The organism is Sphingomonas sp. IC-11, from assembly GCF_021043365.1.
In the GTDB taxonomy this organism is placed as follows: domain Bacteria; phylum Pseudomonadota; class Alphaproteobacteria; order Sphingomonadales; family Sphingomonadaceae; genus Sphingomonas.
This window is the reverse complement of sequence record NZ_JAJNDU010000002.1, coordinates 240,026-261,138: the sequence shown is the minus strand read 5'-3', so window position 1 is coordinate 261,138 and position 21,113 is coordinate 240,026. Positions and strand designations below refer to the sequence as shown.

The 21,113-nt window shown below is 65.4% G+C and carries 20 protein-coding genes; 7 read left to right on the top strand and 13 right to left on the bottom strand.

Features of this window, described 5'->3' with window-relative positions:
- Positions 1-146 precede the first annotated feature (146 nt).
- The 6 genes from LQ954_RS09880 to LQ954_RS09855 all read left to right on the top strand — a co-directional run bounded on the left by LQ954_RS09880 (position 147) and on the right by LQ954_RS09855 (position 6,096).
- Complete coding sequence (locus tag LQ954_RS09880) at positions 147-815, top strand: EI24 domain-containing protein (RefSeq protein WP_227771757.1); 669 nt, start codon at positions 147-149, stop codon at positions 813-815.
- The gene (locus LQ954_RS09875) at positions 812-1,177 is read left to right on the top strand and encodes a hypothetical protein (protein WP_227771758.1); all 366 of its coding nucleotides are present in this window, start codon (positions 812-814) and stop codon (positions 1,175-1,177) included. The genes LQ954_RS09880 and LQ954_RS09875 overlap by 4 nt, the downstream gene beginning before the upstream one ends.
- A 237-nt stretch (positions 1,178-1,414) precedes the next feature.
- Positions 1,415-2,341: an ABC transporter ATP-binding protein gene (locus tag LQ954_RS09870; protein ID WP_231023035.1), complete on the top strand. Its 927-nt coding sequence runs from the start codon at positions 1,415-1,417 to the stop codon at positions 2,339-2,341.
- A complete protein-coding gene (locus LQ954_RS09865; protein ID WP_231022922.1) occupies positions 2,338-3,597 on the top strand; it encodes an ABC transporter permease in 1,260 nt (419 codons plus the stop codon). Before LQ954_RS09870 ends, LQ954_RS09865 begins: the two co-directional genes overlap by 4 nt.
- A gap of 52 nt (positions 3,598-3,649) precedes the next feature.
- Positions 3,650-4,891 (top strand): cytochrome P450, encoded by a 1,242-nt coding sequence (locus LQ954_RS09860; RefSeq protein ID WP_227771760.1) that lies wholly within the window; start codon positions 3,650-3,652, stop codon positions 4,889-4,891.
- A gap of 98 nt (positions 4,892-4,989) precedes the next feature.
- Positions 4,990-6,096 carry a DUF3667 domain-containing protein gene (locus LQ954_RS09855; RefSeq protein ID WP_231022921.1) on the top strand — a complete coding sequence of 369 codons (1,107 nt, stop codon included), beginning with the start codon at positions 4,990-4,992 and terminating at the stop codon, positions 6,094-6,096.
- A gap of 497 nt (positions 6,097-6,593) precedes the next feature.
- Here LQ954_RS09855 and LQ954_RS09850 read toward each other — a convergent pair whose 3' ends face one another.
- From LQ954_RS09850 to LQ954_RS09820, 7 genes are all read right to left on the bottom strand, one after another.
- On the bottom strand, positions 6,594-6,779 hold the full coding sequence (locus LQ954_RS09850; RefSeq protein WP_231022920.1) for a hypothetical protein: 186 nt from the start codon (positions 6,777-6,779) through the stop codon (positions 6,594-6,596).
- Between the two features lie 31 nt (positions 6,780-6,810).
- On the bottom strand, positions 6,811-8,775 hold the full coding sequence (ftsH, locus tag LQ954_RS09845; protein ID WP_321576556.1) for an ATP-dependent zinc metalloprotease FtsH: 1,965 nt from the start codon (positions 8,773-8,775) through the stop codon (positions 6,811-6,813).
- A 74-nt stretch (positions 8,776-8,849) separates the two neighbouring features.
- Positions 8,850-9,746, bottom strand: coding sequence for a tRNA lysidine(34) synthetase TilS (gene tilS / locus LQ954_RS09840; RefSeq protein WP_231022919.1), 897 nt, complete (start codon positions 9,744-9,746; stop codon positions 8,850-8,852).
- A 91-nt stretch (positions 9,747-9,837) separates the two neighbouring features.
- Entirely contained in the window at positions 9,838-10,758 is a 921-nt protein-coding gene (locus tag LQ954_RS09835) for a YbgF trimerization domain-containing protein (RefSeq protein ID WP_227771764.1), read from the bottom strand.
- Between the two features lie 82 nt (positions 10,759-10,840).
- Positions 10,841-11,716: a helix-turn-helix domain-containing protein gene (locus LQ954_RS09830; protein WP_231022918.1), complete on the bottom strand. Its 876-nt coding sequence runs from the start codon at positions 11,714-11,716 to the stop codon at positions 10,841-10,843.
- Positions 11,717-11,851: 135 nt separating this feature from the next.
- On the bottom strand, positions 11,852-14,122 hold the full coding sequence (gene ptsP, locus LQ954_RS09825) for a phosphoenolpyruvate--protein phosphotransferase (RefSeq protein ID WP_231022917.1): 2,271 nt from the start codon (positions 14,120-14,122) through the stop codon (positions 11,852-11,854).
- Positions 14,123-14,191: 69 nt separating this feature from the next.
- Positions 14,192-14,446 (bottom strand): hypothetical protein, encoded by a 255-nt coding sequence (locus LQ954_RS09820; protein WP_231022916.1) that lies wholly within the window; start codon positions 14,444-14,446, stop codon positions 14,192-14,194.
- Positions 14,447-14,646: 200 nt separating this feature from the next.
- Between LQ954_RS09820 and LQ954_RS09815 the strand changes: the two genes are divergently transcribed.
- Positions 14,647-16,776, top strand: coding sequence for a calcium-binding protein (locus tag LQ954_RS09815; protein ID WP_231022915.1), 2,130 nt, complete (start codon positions 14,647-14,649; stop codon positions 16,774-16,776).
- 3 nt (positions 16,777-16,779) lie between these two features.
- Here LQ954_RS09815 and ruvB read toward each other — a convergent pair whose 3' ends face one another.
- The 6 genes from ruvB to LQ954_RS09785 all read right to left on the bottom strand — a co-directional run bounded on the left by ruvB (position 16,780) and on the right by LQ954_RS09785 (position 21,057).
- A complete protein-coding gene (gene ruvB, locus LQ954_RS09810) occupies positions 16,780-17,802 on the bottom strand; it encodes a Holliday junction branch migration DNA helicase RuvB (protein ID WP_227771769.1) in 1,023 nt (340 codons plus the stop codon).
- The gene (locus LQ954_RS09805; RefSeq protein WP_231022914.1) at positions 17,799-18,539 is read right to left on the bottom strand and encodes a ParA family protein; all 741 of its coding nucleotides are present in this window, start codon (positions 18,537-18,539) and stop codon (positions 17,799-17,801) included. Before LQ954_RS09805 ends, ruvB begins: the two co-directional genes overlap by 4 nt.
- A complete protein-coding gene (gene ruvA / locus LQ954_RS09800; RefSeq protein ID WP_231022913.1) occupies positions 18,536-19,132 on the bottom strand; it encodes a Holliday junction branch migration protein RuvA in 597 nt (198 codons plus the stop codon). The genes LQ954_RS09805 and ruvA overlap by 4 nt, the downstream gene beginning before the upstream one ends.
- A gap of 80 nt (positions 19,133-19,212) precedes the next feature.
- Positions 19,213-19,719: a crossover junction endodeoxyribonuclease RuvC gene (ruvC, locus tag LQ954_RS09795; RefSeq protein WP_231022912.1), complete on the bottom strand. Its 507-nt coding sequence runs from the start codon at positions 19,717-19,719 to the stop codon at positions 19,213-19,215.
- Between the two features lie 10 nt (positions 19,720-19,729).
- The gene (locus LQ954_RS09790; RefSeq protein WP_227771773.1) at positions 19,730-20,473 is read right to left on the bottom strand and encodes a YebC/PmpR family DNA-binding transcriptional regulator; all 744 of its coding nucleotides are present in this window, start codon (positions 20,471-20,473) and stop codon (positions 19,730-19,732) included.
- A 47-nt stretch (positions 20,474-20,520) separates the two neighbouring features.
- Entirely contained in the window at positions 20,521-21,057 is a 537-nt protein-coding gene (locus LQ954_RS09785) for a DUF1003 domain-containing protein (protein ID WP_231022911.1), read from the bottom strand.
- Positions 21,058-21,113 lie beyond the last annotated feature (56 nt).

The following is a 21,113-nucleotide window of genomic DNA, read 5'->3' as shown; positions in this document are numbered from 1 at the left end:
TTCGCTCTTAGCGTGCCGAAAGGCCGCTCTCCGATCCGGATAGTAGCGGCCGCGACAAGCTCAGTCCGAACGGGATGAGTGTTGCCGGCGCCGTAATTGCCGCGCCCGCCTTGCGCAACTGCACAGGGGCGCGCATTCCAGATGTGATGTTGAAGGCATTTGCGCTCAGCCTCACCCAGCTTGGTGATCGGGCGGTGTTGGCGGTACTCGTCAGGAGCCTTGCGCTGACGTTCGCTTTGTTCGCGCTTCTGGGCGTGGGCACGTGGTGGGGCGTGGACGCGCTGCTTGCCCGTCGATCGTTCCACGGCGCACTCGCATCCGCTGCCGCTATCGTCGTGACCGTCCTCGCATTCTGGCTCCTGTTCCGGGCCGTGGCGATCGCAGTGCTGGGATTGTTCGCAGACACCATCGTTGCCGCAGTCGAAAGGCGTCACTATCCGGCGGCCATGGCGAGCGCGAGAGATGTCCCGCTCACCCGATCCTTGACCATGGGGCTTGGGTCGGCCGGCCGCTTTCTCGCCGTGAACCTCCTGCTCTTCCCCCTCTACATCGTGTTGCTCGCAACCGGGATCGGAACGGCGGCGCTTTTCCTTGCCGCCAACGCCTGGCTGCTCGGCCGTGATCTCGGCGACATGGTCGCGGCTCGGCACCTTGCTCCCGATATGATGCGGAACTGGCGCCGTGACACCGCCGGCCGCCGCTTCCTCCTCGGGTTGATCGTGACCGGACTGTTCCTTGTCCCGCTGGTCAATATGCTCGCGCCGATCGTCGGCGCTGCCCTTGCCACTCACTTCTATCACCGGAACCGTCGATGACGCGCTTTTCGCTCCCGATCCTGCTTTTGTTCCTGTCCGGATGCGCCACGGTGGCGACCAGCGCGCCTGAGCCGGCAGCGCCCGTTCCGATCCCCTATGGCGCCGCCGGATTGGAGCGCGTGATCGGCCAGGACGCGAACGGGCTGGTCCGTCTCTTCGGCGAGCCCGACGCCGACGTCCGCGAGGGTAATGCCCGCAAGCTCCAGTTTCAGAGCCGGATCTGCGTACTCGACACCTATCTTTACCCAAAGGGCTCAGCCGAGCCACGGGTCACCTATGTTGATGCCCGGCAGCCGGACGGCCGGGCAATCGACCGCGCCAGCTGCGTTGCGGCACTAACCCGGCGCGTCGGCGGCAAATAACGGCCTTCAGATCCATGCTGCACGTCAATCCGAATGGCGGTCGCCCTTGTGCGTCACTCCGGCCGCGGCTGGTTGTGCAGAGCGCATCCATCGCCCTTGCTCCTGCCGTTAGCAGGATCTTTCCGATCTCGCGGCTACCAGCAGACCATTGCCGTGCCTCCGCAAACGTCGGTCGACCGGCAGGAGCACCCGTTCTAATCCGCCGCGGCAACAGCCCCGGCCAATGCCAGGGCAGCCATCGTGGGTAGCAATGTAGACCCCGTCATTGTCGCCAACGGACTGGTGAAGCGGTTCGGCGGGCGGCCAGTGGTTGACGGCGTCGATCTCGTCGTGCCGCACGGTACGGTCTACGGTGTGCTCGGCCCGAACGGTGCCGGCAAGACGACGACATTGCGCATGTTGCTCGGCATCATCGAGCCTGATGCCGGGGAGCGCACCCTGCTCGGCTCACGCCATCCGCGCGATGCCAGCGATCGGGTGGGCTATCTGCCCGAGGAGCGCGGCCTCTATCCTGCAATGAAAGCACGTGAGGCCATCGCCTTCATGGGCGCGCTTCGTGGATTGCCCTGGAAGGAGGGGCGAGCTCGCGCGCAGCTGCTGCTGGAAAACGCAGGACTCGGCCATGCAGCCGATGACAAGATCCGCAAACTCTCCAAGGGAATGGCGCAGCTCGTCCAGCTGCTGGGCTCGGTGGTTCACCAGCCTGACCTTCTGGTCCTGGACGAACCGTTCTCGGGGCTTGACCCGGTGAATCAGGAGCGGCTCGAAGCGTTGATCCTCGCGGAGCGGGATCGCGGCGCAACTGTACTGTTCTCCACCCATGTCATGGCTCATGCCCAGCGCCTGTGTGATCGCCTGGCTATCATCGCCGGGGGCAAGAGACGGTTCGAAGGCACCGTTGCGGAAGCACGCGGCACCCTGCCGCAGCAGGTTCATTACGTGCCCCACTTCCCGAACGATGGCTTGCGCCAGCACCTGCCGTCCGACGCGCGTGCGGAGGGAGATGGCTGGCGTTTCGAACTGCCGCGCGAAGGTATCGAGGCGCTGCTCAAGAGGCTGATCGACGCGGGTTACGGCATTTCGGGCCTTTCGATCGAACGCCCCGGACTCCATGAGGCTTTTGTGCAGATCGTTGGCCAAGCCGCGCTGGAGCGCAACACATGAACATCTCGACCGCCAACCTGCGCCGGCGCTTTTGCCAGACCTTCACGATCGCTCGCCGCGACTTCACCGCCACCGTGTTCACGCCGATATTCCTTTTGTTCCTCTTCGCGCCGGTGATCATGGGATCGTTCGGCGCGATCGGCGGCCTCGGCGCGGCGTCGGTATCTGCGGGATCCGCCGAGAAAGAACGGCTGGTCGCCATCGCCGCTCCGAGTGATGCGGAAGCGCTGATCGCTGCTGACCGGCAACTCCGGCCGCTGTTCCCCGGCGAACTCCAGCCGCCTGCGCTTGAGGTCCGCGCACCCTCCGGTGATCTCGCAGCCCAAGCCCGCGCGGCGCTGAACACGCCGGACGTAGACGTTGTTGCGGTGATGAGCGGACCCCTCGCAGCACCGCATATATTATTCGGGCAGAGCCGCAGAGCCGCGCGTTATCTCGCGGCGTTATCCGAACAGGCGATGCGCGTCGCCGCCGCTGGCCCGCTGCCGCCAAGCCGCCCCGTCTTTACCCGCACGGCACGGGAAGCGCCGACCCTGGGCGGGCGCAACACCGCGGCCTTTGCTGCGGTGTTCGGCATCTTCTTTCTGACGCTGTTCCTGTCAGGACAAGTGGTCGGTACGATGGCGGAGGAGCGCAACAACAAGGTCATCGAGGTGCTCGCCGCCGCCGTACCGTTGGAAAGCGTCTTCCTTGGCAAGCTGCTCGGCATGTTCGGCGTAGCAGTATTGTTTGTCAGCTTCTGGGGCTTGGTGGTCAGCCAGATCGGAATGCTGCTGCCTGCGAGCGCTGACTTGGCGGGGATGGCACCCGCGGTGGGCTTCGGCACGTTCGCGCTGCTCTTCGCCGGCTATTTCACCACCGCCTACCTCCTGCTCGGCTCGGTGTTCCTCGGCGTCGGCGCACAAGCCTCGACTATGCGAGAGATCCAGATGCTCTCGCTTCCGATCACCATCCTTCAGGTGGCGATGTTCGGCCTCGCTTCTGCCGCCGCCTCGAACCCGGGCAGTGGCCTCGCGACCGTGGCCGAGATCTTCCCGCTGTCGTCACCCTTCGCGATGGCAGGGCGGGCGGCAAACTCCCCCTTGTTGTGGCCGCACATCGCCGCACTCGCCTGGCAGGTGCTGTGGGTCGCGATCTTCATCACTGTTGGCGCCCGCCTCTTCCGCCGCGGAGTCCTCCAGTCGGGAAGCCCGGCAGGCGCGTGGAAGAAGCTGCTTGGGAAGGCGGGCAAGGTGAACACCAACCTTCCCTATTGACAATATTGTCAGTGAGGTTCTTCCTTGCCCGATAGAATTCGGGAGAGAGATAATGGCGACCCTTGCCAGGGATGTGTCCGAATCGGTTGACCCATTCGACGTCAGCAGATCCGAACTATATCGCGACGATACCTGGCGAGAGCCTTTCGCTCGCCTGCGTGCCGAAGCACCGGTGCATTATGTGCACGACTCGGAGTTTGGTCCGTACTGGTCGGTCTCCTCCTACAAGCCGATCGTTGAGGTTGAGTCGCTTCCCGATCTCTACTCCTCCGAGGCGGGCGGGATCACGATCGCCGATTTCGATGCGACCGATCCAAATGCCGTGCGAATGCCGATGTTCATCGCACGCGATCGGCCCGTGCACACGGCGCAGCGGCGTACGGTTGCCCCCGCCTTCACCCCTTCGGAGATGACGCGCCTGGCGTCCGACATTCGTCGGCGCACGGAGGAGGTGCTAGATTCGCTTCCCTGGGGCGAACGGTTCGACTGGGTGGATACCGTGTCTATCGAGCTTACCACGCAGATGCTGGCGATCCTGTTCGACTTCCCTTGGGAAGATCGCCGCAAGCTCACCTTCTGGTCCGACTGGGCCGGCGATATCGAGATCATCAAGAACGAGGATCTACGTCAGCAGCGCCTCATGCACATGTACGAATGCGGCACCTACTTCCGCCGTCTTTGGAACGAGAAGCTGAACAAGCCGCTCCAGCCCGATCTCATCAGCATGATGATCCATTCGGACGCGATGCGGGAGATGGACGACAACGAGTTCCTCGGGAACCTGATCCTGCTGATCGTCGGCGGCAACGATACGACCCGCAACACCATGTCCGGCCTGGCATACGGCCTCGACAAATACCCCGACCAGCGCGCCAAGCTCGAAGCTGACCCGTCTCTCATCCCCAATGCGGTTAGCGAGATCATCCGCTGGCAAACGCCGCTTGCGCACATGCGCCGCACCGCCACCCAAGACACCGAATTGATGGGCCAGCAGATCAAGGCCGGCGACAAGCTTGCCTTGTGGTACATCTCCGGCAACCGCGACGAGAGCGTGTTCGGTGAAGACGCCGACAAGCTGATCGTGGATCGACCGAACGCTCGCCGGCACCTCGCCTTCGGTCACGGGATCCACCGCTGCGTCGGCGCCCGCCTCGCCGAGCTTCAGATCGGCATTTTGCTCGAAGAGATGGCCAAGCGGCGCATGCGCGTGAACGTGGCCGGCGCGCCGGAGCGAGTCTCCGCCTGCTTCGTCCACGGATATCGCAAGCTGCCGGTGGAACTTAGCAAGTATTGAGCGGGATCGGGGGCGGTTCAGTCGGCCGCCCCCGACATTGTGCGACCTTGCCTCTCTAAACCCCGCGCAACTATGCTGGCGTTGGGGAGAATGGGGCCATGGCGGACGGGATCGAGGCAAGTGCGGATGTGATCACCGGGGGGCTGATCGGTCGTATGCTCGAACGAGATGCCGGCGCGGCGCACACCGCGCACGATCATCCCACCCACTGCCTCAATTGCGGAACCCAGCTGATCGGGTCGCATTGCCATGCCTGTGGTCAGGCCGGCCATGTTCATCGCACCGCAGGCGCCATCATCCACGATATCGCGCATGGCGTGTTCCATTTCGAAGGGAAGATCTGGCGCACCCTGCCGATGCTCATCCGCCGTCCTGGTGACCTGACTCGGCGCTACGTAGACGGGCAGCGAGCGAGCTTCGTCTCGCCGCTCGCGCTATTCCTGTTTACCGTCTTCCTGATGTTCGCGATCGTTGCGAACCTCCCCGGCTGGAGCTTTGGCGGTGGAGATTTCCTGAAGTCAGGCCTGTCCGGCGGCATGGTCGAGACTAGGGACAAAATCGCTGCCGAGCGGATCAAGGCGCAGACGCAGGTCGCCGACTACCGCCGCCGCCTAAACAAGGAGCGGCGTGAGCAGCAGCCCGATGCCGGACGGGTCGCCGCGCTCGAGAAGCGGCTTGCCGACGCGCAGGAGACGGTTCGCGATCTTGGCGCGGCCGAGCGGCTCTTGCCGGCTCCGGGTGCAGCAGAGGAGTTATCGCCGCGCGGTGCTGGCGAAAGCTGGCTTGAAGCGAAAATTCGCCACGCGCGCGAGAACCCGACGCTGCTTTTCTACAAGCTCAAGACCTCAGCCTATAAGTTCAGCTGGGCGCTGATTCCGCTTTCGATTCCGTTCCTGTGGTCGCTTTTCCCCTTCAGTCGCCGCTTCGGCCTGTACGATCACGCGGTCTTCACGACCTATTCGCTTACCTTCATGTCGCTGTTGACCATCGTGCTCGCCATTTTGGGCGCAATGGGTGTACAAAGCTGGGCGCTCATCACCGCCGCCGTCGTGATTGCCCCTATTCACATCTACAAGCAGATGAAGGGCACCTACGGCCTTGCCCGGGCCAGCGCCCTGATCCGCACGAGCATTCTCGTATTACTGATCATGAGCGTCATCGTGCCCGCCTTCGCCATGCTGCTGCTCTATCTCGGCCTCGCCTGAGCCCGCCGGCTATGTGCCTGCCGGCATACCGGGGAGAACAAGGGAGGTCTGAGGAGCATCGGGCATCCAGCATCGCTCAGCGATCCAAACGCGTTTGCCTGCGCGGCTCCGCCCTCACCGATGGTGCTGAACCGCGGCCTCACCGCCGCAACCCAGCCGGTTAGGTCGCCTCCTAACCATTGCTTCCCTCATCGCGTCGAAGAGCCAAACGTTTCAAAAGGCTCATCACTGAGGCGGCTGCCCTCTGTAGGATTGAAGCGGCGGGAACTTGAGCGCCTGATCGCCGCTCTGGCGCGTAGTCACGCCGAAGCACTGAACGGCGGAAACCATTCCCCAGGCCTCGCACTTTCGGCGGGTCGGTTCAGCATCAGAGCATCGTGCCGTGCACTGTCGCCACTCACCTCACCGGCATTCATGTCGACCACCGCGCCAACGACCGCTCACCGGTGTTTGGAAGACGCGGGATGCCCGAGGCGCCGCTTCGACAACCGCGATCCTTAGCCGGGCGCGATGACCTTCGCCACACCCACAGCCACCAGCGCGGCCAGGCGCGAGATCGGGCAGCCCTTTAAAGCTGCTTCAATGTGGCTGGGGCGGGATAAGGAAAAGACACACCGCGCTTGGCAAAAGAAAAAGCGAATGCCGAGCAGCGCCCGACATTCGCTTGAAGAAACAACCGTCATTGCGCGACGCCATCACAGCGTCGCGCTTTGTTCAGGCACCCGCCGGAGAAGGATTTCCAAACGGGCCCTGCGGGCGACGCGTCTTTGGAATGGACGTGCCCACGGTCGGGATCGTCGAGCGCTTCGGCTGATCGGTGCGGCCGATGCCTTCACCGGCAATCAACTTCTTGATCTCGTCGCCCGACAGCGTCTCATATTCGAGCAGCGCACCTGCAAGCGTGTGGAGCTGGTCGATATGCTCGGTCAGCACCGTCTTGGCGCGCGTCAGGCCGCCCTCGACAATCGTCTTGATCTCATGGTCGATCAGCTGCGCCGTCTCGTTCGACATGTGCGTCGGCTGCGAGGAGGAATAGCCAAGGAAGCTTTCACCCTCGGGCTGCGCATAATCGACCGGGCCGACCTTGTCGGACATGCCCCACTTGGTGACCATGTCGCGCGCCAGGCCCGTGGCATACTGGATGTCGCCAGACGCACCCGACGAGACCTTGTCATAGCCGAAGATGATCTCCTCGGCGACGCGGCCACCCATCGCCACTGCCAGATTCGCGTACATCTTGTCGCGATGGTAGCTGTAGCTGTCGCGCTCCGGCAGGCGCATCACCATGCCCAGCGCGCGGCCGCGCGGGATGATCGTCGCCTTGTGGATCGGGTCGGATGCCGGCTCGTGCAGCGCGACGATCGCGTGGCCCGCCTCGTGATAGGCGGTCATCCGCTTCTCGTCCTCGGTCATCACCATGGAACGCCGCTCGGCCCCCATCATGACCTTGTCCTTGGCCTCTTCGAACTCGGCCATGGCGACAAGCCGCTTCGACTTGCGCGCCGCCATCAGCGCCGCCTCGTTGACGAGGTTGGCGAGATCGGCACCCGAGAAGCCCGGCGTGCCGCGCGCGATCGTGCGCGCGTCGACGTCCGGCGCCAGCGGCACCTTCTTCATGTGCACTTCGAGGATCTTCACGCGACCCTCGATGTCGGGGCGCGGCACCACGACCTGGCGGTCGAAGCGGCCCGGACGCAGCAGCGCAGGGTCAAGCACGTCGGGGCGGTTGGTCGCCGCGATGATGATGATGCCTTCGTTGGCCTCGAAGCCGTCCATCTCGACGAGCAGCTGGTTCAGCGTCTGCTCGCGCTCGTCGTTGCCGTTGCCAAGGCCAGCGCCACGGTGACGACCGACCGCGTCGATTTCGTCGATGAAGACGATGCACGGCGCGCTCTTTTTGGCCTGTTCAAACATGTCGCGCACGCGGCTGGCGCCGACGCCCACGAACATCTCGACGAAGTCCGAGCCGGAAATGGTGAAGAACGGCACGCCAGCCTCACCCGCAATCGCGCGGGCGAGCAGCGTCTTGCCGGTACCGGGCGAGCCGACCAGCAGCGCGCCCTTGGGGATCTTGCCGCCAAGACGCGCGAACTTCGACGGGTCCTTCAGGAACTCGACGATTTCCTCCAGCTCCTCGCGCGCCTCGTCGATGCCGGCGACGTCGGCAAAGGTGACCTTGCCTTCCTTCTGCGTCAGCATCTTTGCGCGGCTCTTGCCAAAGCCCATCGCGCCGCCCGCGCCGCCACCCTTCTGCATCTGGCGCACCACGAAGAAGGCGATGCCCAGGAACAGCAGGAACGGCAGCGCCTGGACCAGCATATACTGCCAGATCGAGGGGCCTTCGTCGCGCTTGCCCGAAATCTCGACGCCGGCCTTGCGCAAGCGATCGGTCAGCTGCGGATCGGAAACCGGGTCGGTCCGGAACTTGTCACCGCTGGAAAGCGTGCCCGTGATCTGCTCGCGCGAGATCGTCACGTCCTTGACTGTGCCCTCGTCGACCTTGTCGAGGAAGGCCGAGTACGCGATCGAATTGCCGGTTGCAGCGCCGGTGCGGCCGTCGAACATCGTGACGACGATGGCCAGCGACAGGAGAATACCAACCCAGATCAGGAGGCTCTTCATCCACGGATTGGGGCCATTGCCTCCATTCTCTCCGGGCTGCTTGTCGTTGTCGTTCATGCGTTACCTTTCAACAGCCGCAATGTAGGTTGCCTGAGGTTAATGGCAACGGAACGGCAGCCGAATTTCGTCGCTCAGAGTGATCGACGCGGCGGTGCAATCCGGAACTGCCAGCGCCCGCGCCTCCGGCCCGCAACGACGCCGCCCTGCGTGCCGCGCCGCCCGTCCAGCAGCGTATCCAGCATCGGCTCGATATTCGCTGATTCGTCGAAGGCAGGAGCGGTGATGTCATGCGCTGCGCGGACGGTGGCAATCGCACGGCGAACCATCCGACGCAGCGTGTCGCGTGGCAGCCCGCTTGGATCGAGCGTGACCGTCTCAGGCGATATCTCCGCTCGCTCGCGCCACATCAGCAGCGCGATCTCACCGAGGTCTCGCTCTGCCTCCGCAACTGCCGCCGCGGTTCGAGCCAGGGCAGGTGGATCGAGCCACTCATTGCGATCGAGCAGCTGGCGAAACCGCGTGCGATCATGACGTGGATCGCTGTTGGCGGGATCGTCCACGAAGGGAAGCCCGGCCCGGCGCACGATCGCGCGCAGCGCCGCTCGCCGCCAGCCAAGCAGCGGGCGCACCACTGACGCGCCAGCGACAACCGCTGCCGAGCGGATCGACGCCAGCCCCGACACACCGGAGCCACGCGATGCCCGCATCAGGAACGTCTCTGCCTGATCATCGGCATGATGAGCAGTGGCCACCGCCATCGCGCGGCGCTGTTCCGCCCAGTCCGCAAGCAGCGCATAGCGGGCATCCCGCGCGCGCGCTTGCAGGCTTGCCCCAGCGATCGGGCCGTCAACCTTCAGGATGGCGTGGGGAACAGCCAATCCTTCGGCCTCGCGCGCCACCATGCGGGCCTCGTCTGCGGAAGCATCCCGCAGCCCATGGTCGATAGTCGCGGCAACCACCGCCTCCGGAAAGGCCGCCGCCGCCAGTACCAGCAACGCCATGCTGTCTGGCCCGCCGGAAACTGCCACCGCGATCGGCCGATCGCGGGACGGTGCGTCACCCGTGAGCGCTATTAGATCGCGCCGAAACCGCGCGAGATCAGCCGCTTCCGGCACTCTGTTACTTGCACTTGGCGGAGGTGCGCGCCCGCGCCACGTCGTCCTTCATGCCCTGGCCGATCTTGTCCCCGTAAACGTCTAGCAACTCGCCATAAACCTTGCAGGCATCGGCAGGCTTGTTCAGCTTCAGCAGCGCCTGACCGAGATAATAAAGGCTGTCCGGCGCACGCTCGCCGTCCGGCATCTTCTTGTAATTGTCGTAGAAGGCGATGGAGGCCAGGCTGGGCTTGCCATCATCAAGATAGGCCCGTCCCAGCAGGTTCTGCGCGAAGCTGGCGCGGCGCGACCGCGGATAGGTTGCCACCACCTTCTTGAGCTGTTCGGCCGCTTCCGGATACAATTTGGCCGCCCACAAACGATAACCGTAAAGATATTCATCCTCGTCGGCCTGGCCCGACGCGGGCTTCGCAATTGCTGCCACCTGTGCTGCGCGCCCGCCGCTCGCCGCCCCGGCCGCTGGCGCCGACTTGGCGGGAGCAGTCGCGCCGGTGCGGGGCGGCGGCGGAACCACCGGTCCGCCCTCACCGCTCCTAGCGTCGCTGGTGATCGGGGCAGCCTCGCCGCTGCTCAGCCGCGCGTCCGTCGCCTTCTTGTAGGCGGCGAACTGATCCTCGAGCTGGCGCATGCGATATTGCGTCTGCTCGATCTGCCCGGTCATGGAGGCGATCTGGGATTCCAGCGACGAAACCCGCTGCGTCAGATCATAGATCGCGCTTGATGCCGGTGCGCCGATTTCTTCCTGCGCGGGCTGCGCAGCCCGCACCTGCGGTTCGATATAGGCGCCCGCGCCGCCCGGGAAGACCTTCCGCTGCACCGCGCGCATCTCGCTCTCCAGCTTGCCGACACGGCCCTCCAGACCGGACTGTGCGACAGCCGGGGTGGCCGCTCCGGCGAGAATCACGGCAATGAAGAACCTACGCATTGATCAACAGCCCCCGGGAGTGGGTTAACAACCACGCTATAGCTGCACCGTCGCGCCTGTCGCCAGCCTTAAGGGCGCGCGATCAGCGCGAGGGAGCCGTTGATTCGCCAGCGAAAGCGGGCGGCACGGACGAAGACGCGGCTGGCGCCCCCGCGTGAGCGGCGGCTGGGGCCGCCGCCGGCGCCGCCTGAACCCCAGCGCGCGCACTGAGAGCATCGGCACTCACCCGCACATTCTTGATCGGCCGCTTGCCATCCCCCAGCGGCGGCAGCACCGACCCGTTGAGCGTCACGCGCAGCTTGTCCGGCCGGCCGACGTTGATCATCGGATTGTCGGCGTCGGCAGGGACGTCGAACCGCTCACCGGCCTTCATGGTGCCGATGTAGAGCGTCTTGTCCGCAGCGTCATAGACCCGCAGCCAGACCTCGTCCGTGGCCGTCAACGTCACCTGCGGCGTTGCCTTGGGCGCCGACGACGGCTGAGCCGCCGGGACCGCCACTGCTACGGAGGGAGCAGCCTTCGGCGGCGTGCCGTCGCCACGGAACAGGCTGCTGCCGAGCCAAAGAACCGCCAGGACGGCAATCGCCAGCGCGACCCCGGCCGCCGCGATCACCAGCCCACGGCTGGGAACGCGTGTCGGGTCCGCCACTTCATAGGGCTGGTACTTCGGCGTTACGCGCGGTGCGTCATGCGCTTCGGCGCGCACGTCCCGCGCCAGCGTCACCTCATCCTCGCCGACCGCACGCGCATAAGCGCGAACGAAGCCAACCGCATAGGTGGGCGACGGCAGCGCGCCATAATTGGACGCCTCGATCGCTTCCAGGTGGCGCAGCGGTACACGGGTGCGGGCGCCGATTTCGGCCAGCGACATCCCGTGTCGCTCGCGCGCAGCGCGCAGCCTCTCGCCTACAGGTTGCGGGAAGAGCGTCGCGTTGTCGCCGCGCTCGGCCTCAGTCATTCGCTTCTCCGCTTCGGGCGGACCGACCCCGTCCATCCTCGCTGCACGTCTCACAGAGCGGGCCATCTGTGTCAATCGAGCCACACCGCTTTTGGTCCGCGAGGCCCCTCGCTTCGCCGAGGCTTCTGCCGATCCTCAGCCGAGTTCCACGCCTTGCGCCTGCGCCCAAGCGCCCAGTGCTCCCCGCATGTCGCGCGGAGGATCAGCCAGCAGCCGCTGCATTTGGGTCCTTACCGCCTGGTAATCGAGCGAGCGCACCATCGCCTTGATCGGTCCGACCGCCGCAGGGGTGATCGACAGACGATCGATGCCAACGCCGATCAGCGCCAATGCCTCGAGCGGTCGGCCGCCCATCTCACCGCACACCGCGACCGGCACCCCGGCAGCACGCGCGGGTTCCAGCACGCTGCTGATGAAGCGCAGAATAGACGCCGAAAGCCAGTCGTATCGCTCTGCCAGCTTCGGGTTTGCGCGATCGGCGGCAAACAAGAACTGAGTCAGATCGTTGGTGCCGATCGACAGGAAGTCCACCTGAGGCAGCAGCAGATCCAGCTGGTAGGCAAGACTGGGCACCTCGAGCATCGCGCCATAGCGGATCTCGATCGGCATGCGCCGGTTGCGTGATGTCAGCCAGGCGCGCTGCTGCTCGAACAATGCGCGGGCCTCGGCAAATTCCCAGGCCTCGCTCACCATCGGGAACATGACGTTCAGCGTACGCCCCGCCGCCGCGTCTAGCAGCGCGCGGGCCTGCGCCTTCATCAGTCCGTTCCGCTCCAGCGCCAGGCGCAGCGCGCGCCAACCCATCGCGGGATTTTCTTCGTCCCCGTCATGCTGGGCCAGATAGGGCAGCGCCTTGTCGCCGCCGATATCCACTGTGCGGAAGATCACCGGCCGATCACCGGCCACGTCCAGCACCTCGCGGTACAGCCGCTGCTGTCGCTCGCGCTGCGGCAGGGTGGCGGAAACCAGGAACTGAAATTCAGTGCGGAAAAGACCGATGCCGTCGGCGCCGGTCACGTCCAGCGCGCCCACGTCATCGCGCAGGCCGGCGTTGACCATCACCATCACGCGGTGGCCGTCCTTCGTCTCGGGCGCGACATCCCGCAGCCGTGCATAGGCGGCCCGCCGCTTCTGCCGCAGCGCCAGCTTCGCCTCGAACGCCTCCTCCATGGGGCTGGACGGGCGCACCACCACCGATCCCTCGCCCACGTCGAGTAACAGCATGTCCCCTTCGGCAATCTGCCGGCGCACATCCCTTACGCGGCCGAGCACGGGGATCCCCATGGCGCGTGCCACGATGGTGACGTGCGCGGTCAGCGATCCCTCTTCCAGGATCACGCCTTTCAGCCGCCGGCGATCATATTCGAGCAGTTCCGCCGGCCCCAGATTGCGCGCGATCAGGATCGTGTCCTGCCGCAGCCCCAACTGCGCCGCCGTGCCCATCTGCCCGGAAACGATCCGCAGCAAGCGGTTCGACAGATCCTCCAGATCGTGCATCCGGTCGGCAAGCAGCGGATCGTCGATCTGCCGCATCCGCTGGCGCGTGCGCTGCTGCACTCGCTCGATTGCCGCTTCCGCCGTCAGGCCGCTGTCGATCGCCTCATTGATGCGACGGGACCAGCCTTCGTCATAGGCGAACATCTTGTAGGTCTCGAGCACTTCCTCATGCTCACCCCCCACGCCGAATTCCGCCTCGCGCGTCATGCGATCGATCTGCTCGCGCATCTTGTCGAACGCGGCATAGACGCGGTGGCGCTCGGCCTCGGTATCCTCCGCCACGGTATGCTCGATATGGATCCGCGGTTGGTGGAATACGGCGGCGCCCGCTGCCATACCCTCCACTAGTTTCTGCCCGGTCAGCCGGATGCTGGCGGTAGGCTGCTGCGGCCGATTGCGGGGGGCGGCAGGGTCGATCAGACCGGCGTTGGCGATCAGTTCGCTGAGCACCATCGCAACTGTCTGCAAGGCCTCGATTTCGATATCGGCATAACGGCGCGGCTCGGCATGCTGCACCGCCAACACGCCCACGGAGCGCTCCCGGCGGATGATCGGCACACCGGCAAAGCTGTGGAACCGATCCTCGCCCGTTTCAGGCTTGTAGGCGAAATCCGGGTGGCTTGCGGCCTCGTCAAGGTTCAGCACTTCGCCATTCTCGGCGATCGTCCCGACCAGCCCCTCGCCCATCGCGAGTTTGGTGACGTGAACCGCATCCGCCGACAGACCCCGGGTGGCAAACAGCTCCAGCACACCTTCGCGCAGCAGATAAATCGAGCAAACTTCGCTGTTCAGCGCTTCGCCGATGATCTCCACGACTTGGTTGAGCTTGGCTTGGGCATTGGAGCGAGCCGCCATGACATCGTGGAGGTTGACCAGAATTTCGCGGGCAGAGGCGGCGGCGGAAAGCATAAGGTGTCGCTAGCAGGCCGACCCGCTGGGTGCCACGCAACATTTCCTGCGCGGCACCGCAGCGAAATGTCAGTTCTTGCGCTTCTTTTTCCTGGGTTCCGGCTTGTCCTCACGCGGGAACAGCACGGCCGCCACACCGATGGCGATCGCGCCAACACCGGCGGCAGCCCCGACGATCCGGCCCAGAGACCAGCCGCGCCGCTCCGGCTGTGCCCACTCTTCTGTCTTCTGCTGCGGCGGAGCGGGCGGGCTGGGCGGATGCGGCGGCTCCTGGATCGGATAGGGTGAGGTATTGGCGGGCGGCACAGGCGGCGTATGCGTCATCGTCTTCCTCTTGGTGGCGGCAACAGAACGCCGGCATTCCCTGCCGGGTCCATTGCGGGTCGCTTGAGCAAAATAGCGCTTCGCTGCCAAGGCTGTTCCCGGTCCCCAGCCGGTCTGTGCACTGGCCGTGACAAGCGGTCGGTCATCTTGACCGTGAGCAGCATTTCGGCGACGCGATGTCGCTTCGGGGGGCAAATCATATGGCAACTTACGTGGGCACGTCGTCGGCCGACTTTTACTCGGGCAGTGACGACGATGACGTGATCAGGGGTCTGGACGGCACTGATCGCCTATTTGGCGGTTACGGCGCAGATCGGATATTTGGCGGATCCGGCAACGACATTCTCACCAGCGGAATGGTATTGGCCGATTTCTTCGGCGCCTTTCTTGCTACCCGCTTCGATACAGCGCCGGATCAGGATCGAGTCGACGGCGGTATCGGCAACGACGTCGTTGGCGGCGGGATCAACGACATTCTCCTAGGCGGAGAAGGGATCGACACGCTGTTCCTGGACCTGACGGCGGCGGACCAGGGCGTGACGCTCAATTTCGCCAGCCAGGCAACCGGCGGTATTGCCAGGCTCGGCACGGGCCGCATCGCGGGCTTTGAGCGTGTCGGCACCATCTTCGGCAGCGCGTTCGACGACATCGTGCAGCTCGGGGGCCTCGGCACTGGCGCCTCCCTCGCCGATCACGTCTATGGCGAAGGCGGGAACGACCTGATCGACGGACGCGGGCTTAAGAACTCGCCCGGCACCGGCTCCCCCGACGGCGACGTCATCATCGGCGGCGCCTATCGCCTGAACGGAGGCGATGGCGACGATCAACTGCTCGGTAGCGATTACGCCGATCAGCTGACGGGCGGTGACGGCAATGACCGCCTCGTCGCTGGCCTTGGCCGCGACCTGCTGTTTGGCGGCGCGGGCGACGATATGATCGATCTGCGGACCAAGGGCTATTCAGGCTTCAAGGATGTCGACGGCGGGGACGGCGAAGATGTCGTCCAGGTGCTCGGTCCGCGCTCAAGCTACGAGGTATTTCTGCAGGCGGACGGGACGACCATTCTGTACCGTGATTTCGGCGGCTATGATGAGGAATATCACCTCCTCGACGTGGAAACGGTGCGCTTTGGCACCCGCGATTTCTCCATGGCCGAACTGCTGAAGGACAAGCTGGTCGGAACCGACGGCGTCGACCAGATCGGACCCGGTCTGGCGGATCGTTACGGCCGCGCCGCCACCGCGCGGAACGACACCCTATACGGCCTCGGCGGCGACGACGTGTTGAACGGGGGCCGCGGCGCCGACACCTTTTACGGAGGGGAAGGCGCCGACACGTTCATCCTCGACAATACCGGTGATCGGATCATGGATGCCGAAGAGGCCGATCGGATCATCACCAGCGTCAGCTACGTTCAAGAGGATTGGTGGCACGCTGCCGGCCAAATCGAACTCAGCGGCCGAGCCGACATTGATGCCTATGCGCCGACAGCCTGGCTCGTCCGGGGCAATGCCGGAAACAATCATCTCACCGGGCAGGGCGAGCTGGAAGGTGGGCTGGGCAACGATTGGCTTACCGGAGGCATCGCGAGCTACGAACATGCCACCAGATGGGTCAGGGTCAATCTGGCTATCGAGGGGCCGCAGGATACGCTGGGTGCCGGCGTTGACACGCTGGAGGCGATCAAGGGCCTGCGCGGGTCAGCGCACGATGATCTGCTGATCGGCAGCTCCGGCAACGACGCGATCGAGGGCGGTGACGGCAATGATCGGATGCGCGGCGGTGACGGTATCGACACGCTCGATTACGGTCACGCAACGGCCGGCGTTCGAGTAGATTTGTCGCTGAATGGCGTGGCGCAGGATACGGGCGGCGCCGGTATCGATACGATCTACGACTTCGAATTCCTCGTCGGCTCCGCTCACAACGACATGCTGATCGGCACGGACAGTGCGGACGCCAATTATCTGCGCGGCGGAGATGGCGACGACATTCTGATCGGCCGCGGCGGCTTCGACACGCTGGAAGGCGGGGCCGGCGCCGACCTTTTTGTTTACGACACGCCCGGCTCCGGCGACTGGATCATGGATTTCGGGCTCGGAGACGATCGCATCGACGTGTCGGCCATCGACGCCGATGCGGGCACGCAGGGCGATCAGGCGTTCCGCATCGTCGATGCGTTCAGCGGTTCGGCCGGGGAGCTTGTCATCGACCGCGGGGGAGCGCAGCCGCAGATCCAGTTCGATGTCGACGGCGATGGTCAGTCCGACCTGACGTTGCTGTTCTACGCCGCCATGCCGGACGACATCGCCGCCCGCATCATCCTCTAAGGTTCAGTCGAACAGTCCATCCTGGCTGCCGGCGGGCGGGTTGAGGCCGAGGTGCTTCCACCCGCCCGCGTTCAGCACCCGTCCCCGTGCGGTGCGGGCGACGAGGCCCAACTGGATTAGATAGGGCTCGATAACTTCCTCGATCGTGTCTCGCGGCTCGGACAGTCCGGCAGCCAGCGTCTCCACGCCCACCGGACCACCCCGATAGATGTCGGCGATCATGGTCAGGTAGCGGCGATCCATTGCGTCCAGGCCCAGATTGTCGACCTCCAGCCGGTTCAGCGCCCGATCGGCAGCACCCGCATCCACCACCTCGACGCCGGCCACGTTGGCGAAATCGCGCACCCGGCGCAGAAGCCGCCCGGCGATCCGTGGCGTGCCCCGCGCGCGTCGCGCGATCTCGGCCGCGCCATCCGACGCGATGTTGAGATCGAGCAAGGCAGCGGCGCGCGTCACCACCCGGGTCAATTCCTCCACCGTGTAGAATTGCAGCCGGATCGGAATGCCGAATCGGTCGCGCAGCGGCGTGGTCAGCAGCCCCTGCCGCGTCGTCGCGCCCACCAAGGTGAAGCGCGGCAGGTCGATGCGCACGCTGCGCGCCGACGGCCCCTCCCCGATCATCAGGTCGAGCGCGCGGTCCTCCATCGCCGGATACAGCACTTCCTCGACCGCCGGCTGCAGCCGGTGGATCTCGTCGATGAACAGTACGTCGCCGTCCTCGAGATTGGTGAGCAGCGCCGCCAGATCGCCCGACTTGGCGATCACCGGGCCCGACGTCGCGCGGAAGCCAACGCCCATCTCGCGCGCCACGATCTGCGCCAAAGTCGTCTTGCCCAGCCCCGGGGGTCCGAAGAACAGCACATGATCAAGCGCATCGCCGCGCGATTTCGCCGCCTCGATGAACACGCGCAGATTGTCGCGCGCGGCCGCCTGGCCGACGAACTCGTCCAGCCGCTTGGGGCGCAGCGCAGCGTCAGCATCCTCGGCGCGGCGGGTCGGCGTGATGAGGCGATCAGTATCCGTCATCGGATCTCCGATAGCGTAGTTTCGATCCGGCGCCACAGGTCCGATAGCGCTTCGACGCCAGCGGAGCTGCGTGGCGCATAGGCGCCCAGCGGCGCACGACGCACTGTCATCGCCTCGAACGCGCTGGACGTTGGGATGACCGGCCAGTTGGGATGCTGCTGCAAAGCCTCACGGTGAAGCGCGCGTCGCCGGTCGACCATCGAAAATACCGGCACCAGCGTTACCTTCGCCCCCTTCTTGCGCGCGACATGCGCGGCAATGGTATGGAGCGCGCGCTGCGACAATGCGGAGGGAATGACAGGCACCACCACCAGATCGGCCGCGCGCATCACCTGGTCCGACGTGTCGGCCAGCCCCGGCGGGCAATCGATAATGATGCGGTCGTAATCACCCGCAAGGTCCTCGACGAGGCGGGTCAGCCGATGCTTCTTGTCGATCGTGCGAAAGGCGAGGTCGAGCGTGCGCAACGAGGCATCCGCGGGCAACAGGTGGAGCCGGTCGATGGCGGTGTGGCGGATCAGCCGACGCGGATCGATCTCACGCCGGATCGCGGCGCCCGCCTCGCGCCCCTCGCCATCATGCCCCAGGATCCACGTCGCCGCCGCCTGCCCGTCGAGATCCCACAGCAACGTGCGCCGCGCCGACAGTGTTGCCGCCGCCCAGGCCAGATTGACCGCCAGCGTCGTTTTGCCGACGCCTCCCTTCAGGCTGTAGACCGCGACCGCGCGGCCGGTCACTTCGCCGCCTTGCGTAGCGCCAGCCGGACCAAGGCGTCCAGCGTGGCGCCCGCGCCCAGCTCCTCTTCGGCGGCTGCCACCGCCGCGGACGCCTCAGCCGGGCGGAAGCCGAGGTTGAGCAGCGCCGACACCGCGTCAGCCGCCGCACCGACCGGCATTGCCTGCGCCGCCGCAGCCGGCCCCAGCACGATCCCGCCCGCCTTGTCCTTCAACTCGCGCACGATGCGCTCGGCGAGCTTCGGGCCGACGCCATTGGCGCGCGCCACCATCGCCTTGTCCTGCGCCGCCACCGCGCGGTTGAGTTCCGCGGGCTCCAGTGCGGAGAGGATTGCCAGCGCCACGCGCGCGCCAACACCCTGAACCCCGGTCAGCAGCCGGAACCAGTCGCGCTCATCGGCACTGGCAAAGCCGACGAGCCGCTGAAAATCCTCGCCGACCAGCATCTCGGTATGGATGTGCACCGCCTCACCGACCGGCCCCAGCGCGGCGAGCGTGCGCGACGAGGCGCCGACCAGATAGCCAACGCCGCTTACCTCGATCACGGCGGAATCCGCGCTCGTGCTGGCGAGGATACCCTTGAGGTAGGCGATCACCGATGCTGGTCCGTCATATCGCCCAATCCGTAGCGCCTCGGCAGCAGCTGGCCAACTCCCGCAGCAGCCGACGCGCAGCGTCAGCTGCCGGCCTGCACTCGCCGCATCATGCCTGCCGCGCTGGCGCGATGATGAGCGTGGCAGATCGCCACCGCCAGCGCGTCGGCCGCGTCGGGGCCGGCGACCTTCGCCCCAGGCAGCAGCACGCCGATCATCGCCTGAATCTGCCGCTTTTCCGCGCCGCCAGTGCCGACGACCGCCTTCTTCACGGTGGACGGATGATATTCGCCGATGTCGAGCCCCGCGCCGGCTGCGGCAAGCAGCACCACGCCGCGCGCCTGCCCGAGCTTCAGCGTCGATTGCGCATTGGTGTTGCCCAGCACTTCTTCCGCCGCCGCGCTGTCGGGCCGCTCGGTGCGGATGACGTCGATCAGCGCGGCATAAAGGTTCGCCAGCCGGCGCGGCAGCGGCATGGACGGGTCAGTGCGGATCTGCCCGTTGGCAACATGCCGCAGCCGGTTCCCTTCCGCCGCGATCACCCCCCAGCCGGTGGTGCCAAGGCCGGGATCGAGACCGAGGATGATCATCGCCGGGCCATCAGCCCAGCTTCGCCATCACCTCGTCGGACACCTCGTAATTGCCCCATACCTGCTGGACGTCGTCGTCATCGTCCAGCGCGTCGATCAGCTTGAACAGCGTCGCTGCGTCGCTTTCGTCCACCGACACCATGGTCTGCGGGCGCCAGGCGAGCTTCGCGCTTTCCGCCTCGCCCAGCACCGGCTCCAGCGCCTTGGCGACTTCGTGGAGATCGCCCTGCGCGGTCCAGATCTCGTGGCCGTCCTCGCTCGACGTCACGTCCTCGGCGCCCGCCTCCAGCGCGGCCTCGAACACCTTGTCCGCGTCGCCGGCGCTCGCCGGATAGTTGATCAGGCCCATGCGATCGAAGCCGTGGCTGACGGAGCCCGACGCGCCGAGGTTGCCGCCGTTCTTGCTGACGGCGGTGCGCACGTTGGTCGCGGTGCGGTTGCGATTGTCGCTCAGTGCCTCGATGATCAGGCTGACGCCGCCCGGGCCGAAGCCCTCATAGCGGATTTCCTCGTAATTCTCCGCGTCGCCACGGCTCGCCTTGTCGATCGCGCGCTGGATATTGTCCTTGGGCATCGACTGCGCCTTGGCGGCGTTAACCGCCGCGCGCAGGCGTGGATTCATGTCCGGATCAGGCAGTCCCATCTTTGCCGCGACGGTGATTTCGCGGGAAAGCTTCGAGAACATGCCCGAACGCTTCTTATCCTGTGCACCCTTGCGGTGCATGATGTTCTTGAACTTGGAATGACCTGCCATGTGCGCGCCTCTAGCGCCGGATATGTGCCCTGCTCAAGTCGCTGCGCTCATCGGACTTCGCGTTTTTGCTCAAGCAGGTTCTCCACCCGCGTCAGACGGGCGATCACGTCCTGATCCATCTTGCGATGCAGCCGCAGGATCTCGAGTTCGGCGCGCAGGTTTGTCTCGTAATCCAGCGCAGCAGTCAGCCGGTCCTTGGCCGCCTGACGATTCTGGCTCATCATGATCACCGGCGCCTGCACGGCGGCTAGCGTCGACAGCATCAGATTGAGGAAGATGAAGGGATAAGGATCGAACGCCTTGGCATAATGCGCCAGCAGATTGCTGTTGAGCAGCATCCAGCCCAGCAGCACCAGGGCGAAAACGGTGATGAACCCCCAGGAGCCACCGATTTCCGCCACGCGATCGGCCAGCCGCTCCCCGAAGGTGGCGCGCTCATCGGCAACGTCGGATGCGTCGCGCACCCTTGCCGTGCCCGATGCGATCGCGGTGAGGACGCGCCGCTCCTCCTCGTCCAGCGCCTCCGGCGGCTTGCCAAGCAGATGCAGCGCCAGTTCTTCCAGATCCGCCCTTTGCCCCTGCATCGCCCTCTCCCGGCCCGCTGCCGATCCGCTACGGCGATCCCCGCAATAGCGCAAAC

What these genes read in the sequence shown, in the direction of transcription:
- LQ954_RS09835 (WP_227771764.1), bottom strand. Translation starts at nt 10,758, where the DNA reads ATGCGTAGGTTCTTCATTGCCGTGATTCTCGCCGGAGCGGCCACCCCG.
- LQ954_RS09855 (WP_231022921.1), top strand. Translation starts at nt 4,990, where the DNA reads ATGGCGGACGGGATCGAGGCAAGTGCGGATGTGATCACCGGGGGGCTG.
- ptsP (WP_231022917.1), bottom strand. Translation starts at nt 14,122, where the DNA reads ATGCTTTCCGCCGCCGCCTCTGCCCGCGAAATTCTGGTCAACCTCCAC.
- ruvC (WP_231022912.1), bottom strand. Translation starts at nt 19,719, where the DNA reads ATGATCATCCTCGGTCTCGATCCCGGCCTTGGCACCACCGGCTGGGGG.
- LQ954_RS09815 (WP_231022915.1), top strand. Translation starts at nt 14,647, where the DNA reads ATGGCAACTTACGTGGGCACGTCGTCGGCCGACTTTTACTCGGGCAGT.
- LQ954_RS09865 (WP_231022922.1), top strand. Translation starts at nt 2,338, where the DNA reads ATGAACATCTCGACCGCCAACCTGCGCCGGCGCTTTTGCCAGACCTTC.
- LQ954_RS09875 (WP_227771758.1), top strand. Translation starts at nt 812, where the DNA reads ATGACGCGCTTTTCGCTCCCGATCCTGCTTTTGTTCCTGTCCGGATGC.
- ftsH (WP_321576556.1), bottom strand. Translation starts at nt 8,775, where the DNA reads ATGAACGACAACGACAAGCAGCCCGGAGAGAATGGAGGCAATGGCCCC.
- ruvB (WP_227771769.1), bottom strand. Translation starts at nt 17,802, where the DNA reads ATGACGGATACTGATCGCCTCATCACGCCGACCCGCCGCGCCGAGGAT.
- LQ954_RS09785 (WP_231022911.1), bottom strand. Translation starts at nt 21,057, where the DNA reads ATGCAGGGGCAAAGGGCGGATCTGGAAGAACTGGCGCTGCATCTGCTT.
- LQ954_RS09790 (WP_227771773.1), bottom strand. Translation starts at nt 20,473, where the DNA reads ATGGCAGGTCATTCCAAGTTCAAGAACATCATGCACCGCAAGGGTGCA.
- LQ954_RS09860 (WP_227771760.1), top strand. Translation starts at nt 3,650, where the DNA reads ATGGCGACCCTTGCCAGGGATGTGTCCGAATCGGTTGACCCATTCGAC.
- LQ954_RS09820 (WP_231022916.1), bottom strand. Translation starts at nt 14,446, where the DNA reads ATGACGCATACGCCGCCTGTGCCGCCCGCCAATACCTCACCCTATCCG.
- LQ954_RS09880 (WP_227771757.1), top strand. Translation starts at nt 147, where the DNA reads ATGTTGAAGGCATTTGCGCTCAGCCTCACCCAGCTTGGTGATCGGGCG.
- LQ954_RS09850 (WP_231022920.1), bottom strand. Translation starts at nt 6,779, where the DNA reads ATGACGGTTGTTTCTTCAAGCGAATGTCGGGCGCTGCTCGGCATTCGC.
- LQ954_RS09830 (WP_231022918.1), bottom strand. Translation starts at nt 11,716, where the DNA reads ATGACTGAGGCCGAGCGCGGCGACAACGCGACGCTCTTCCCGCAACCT.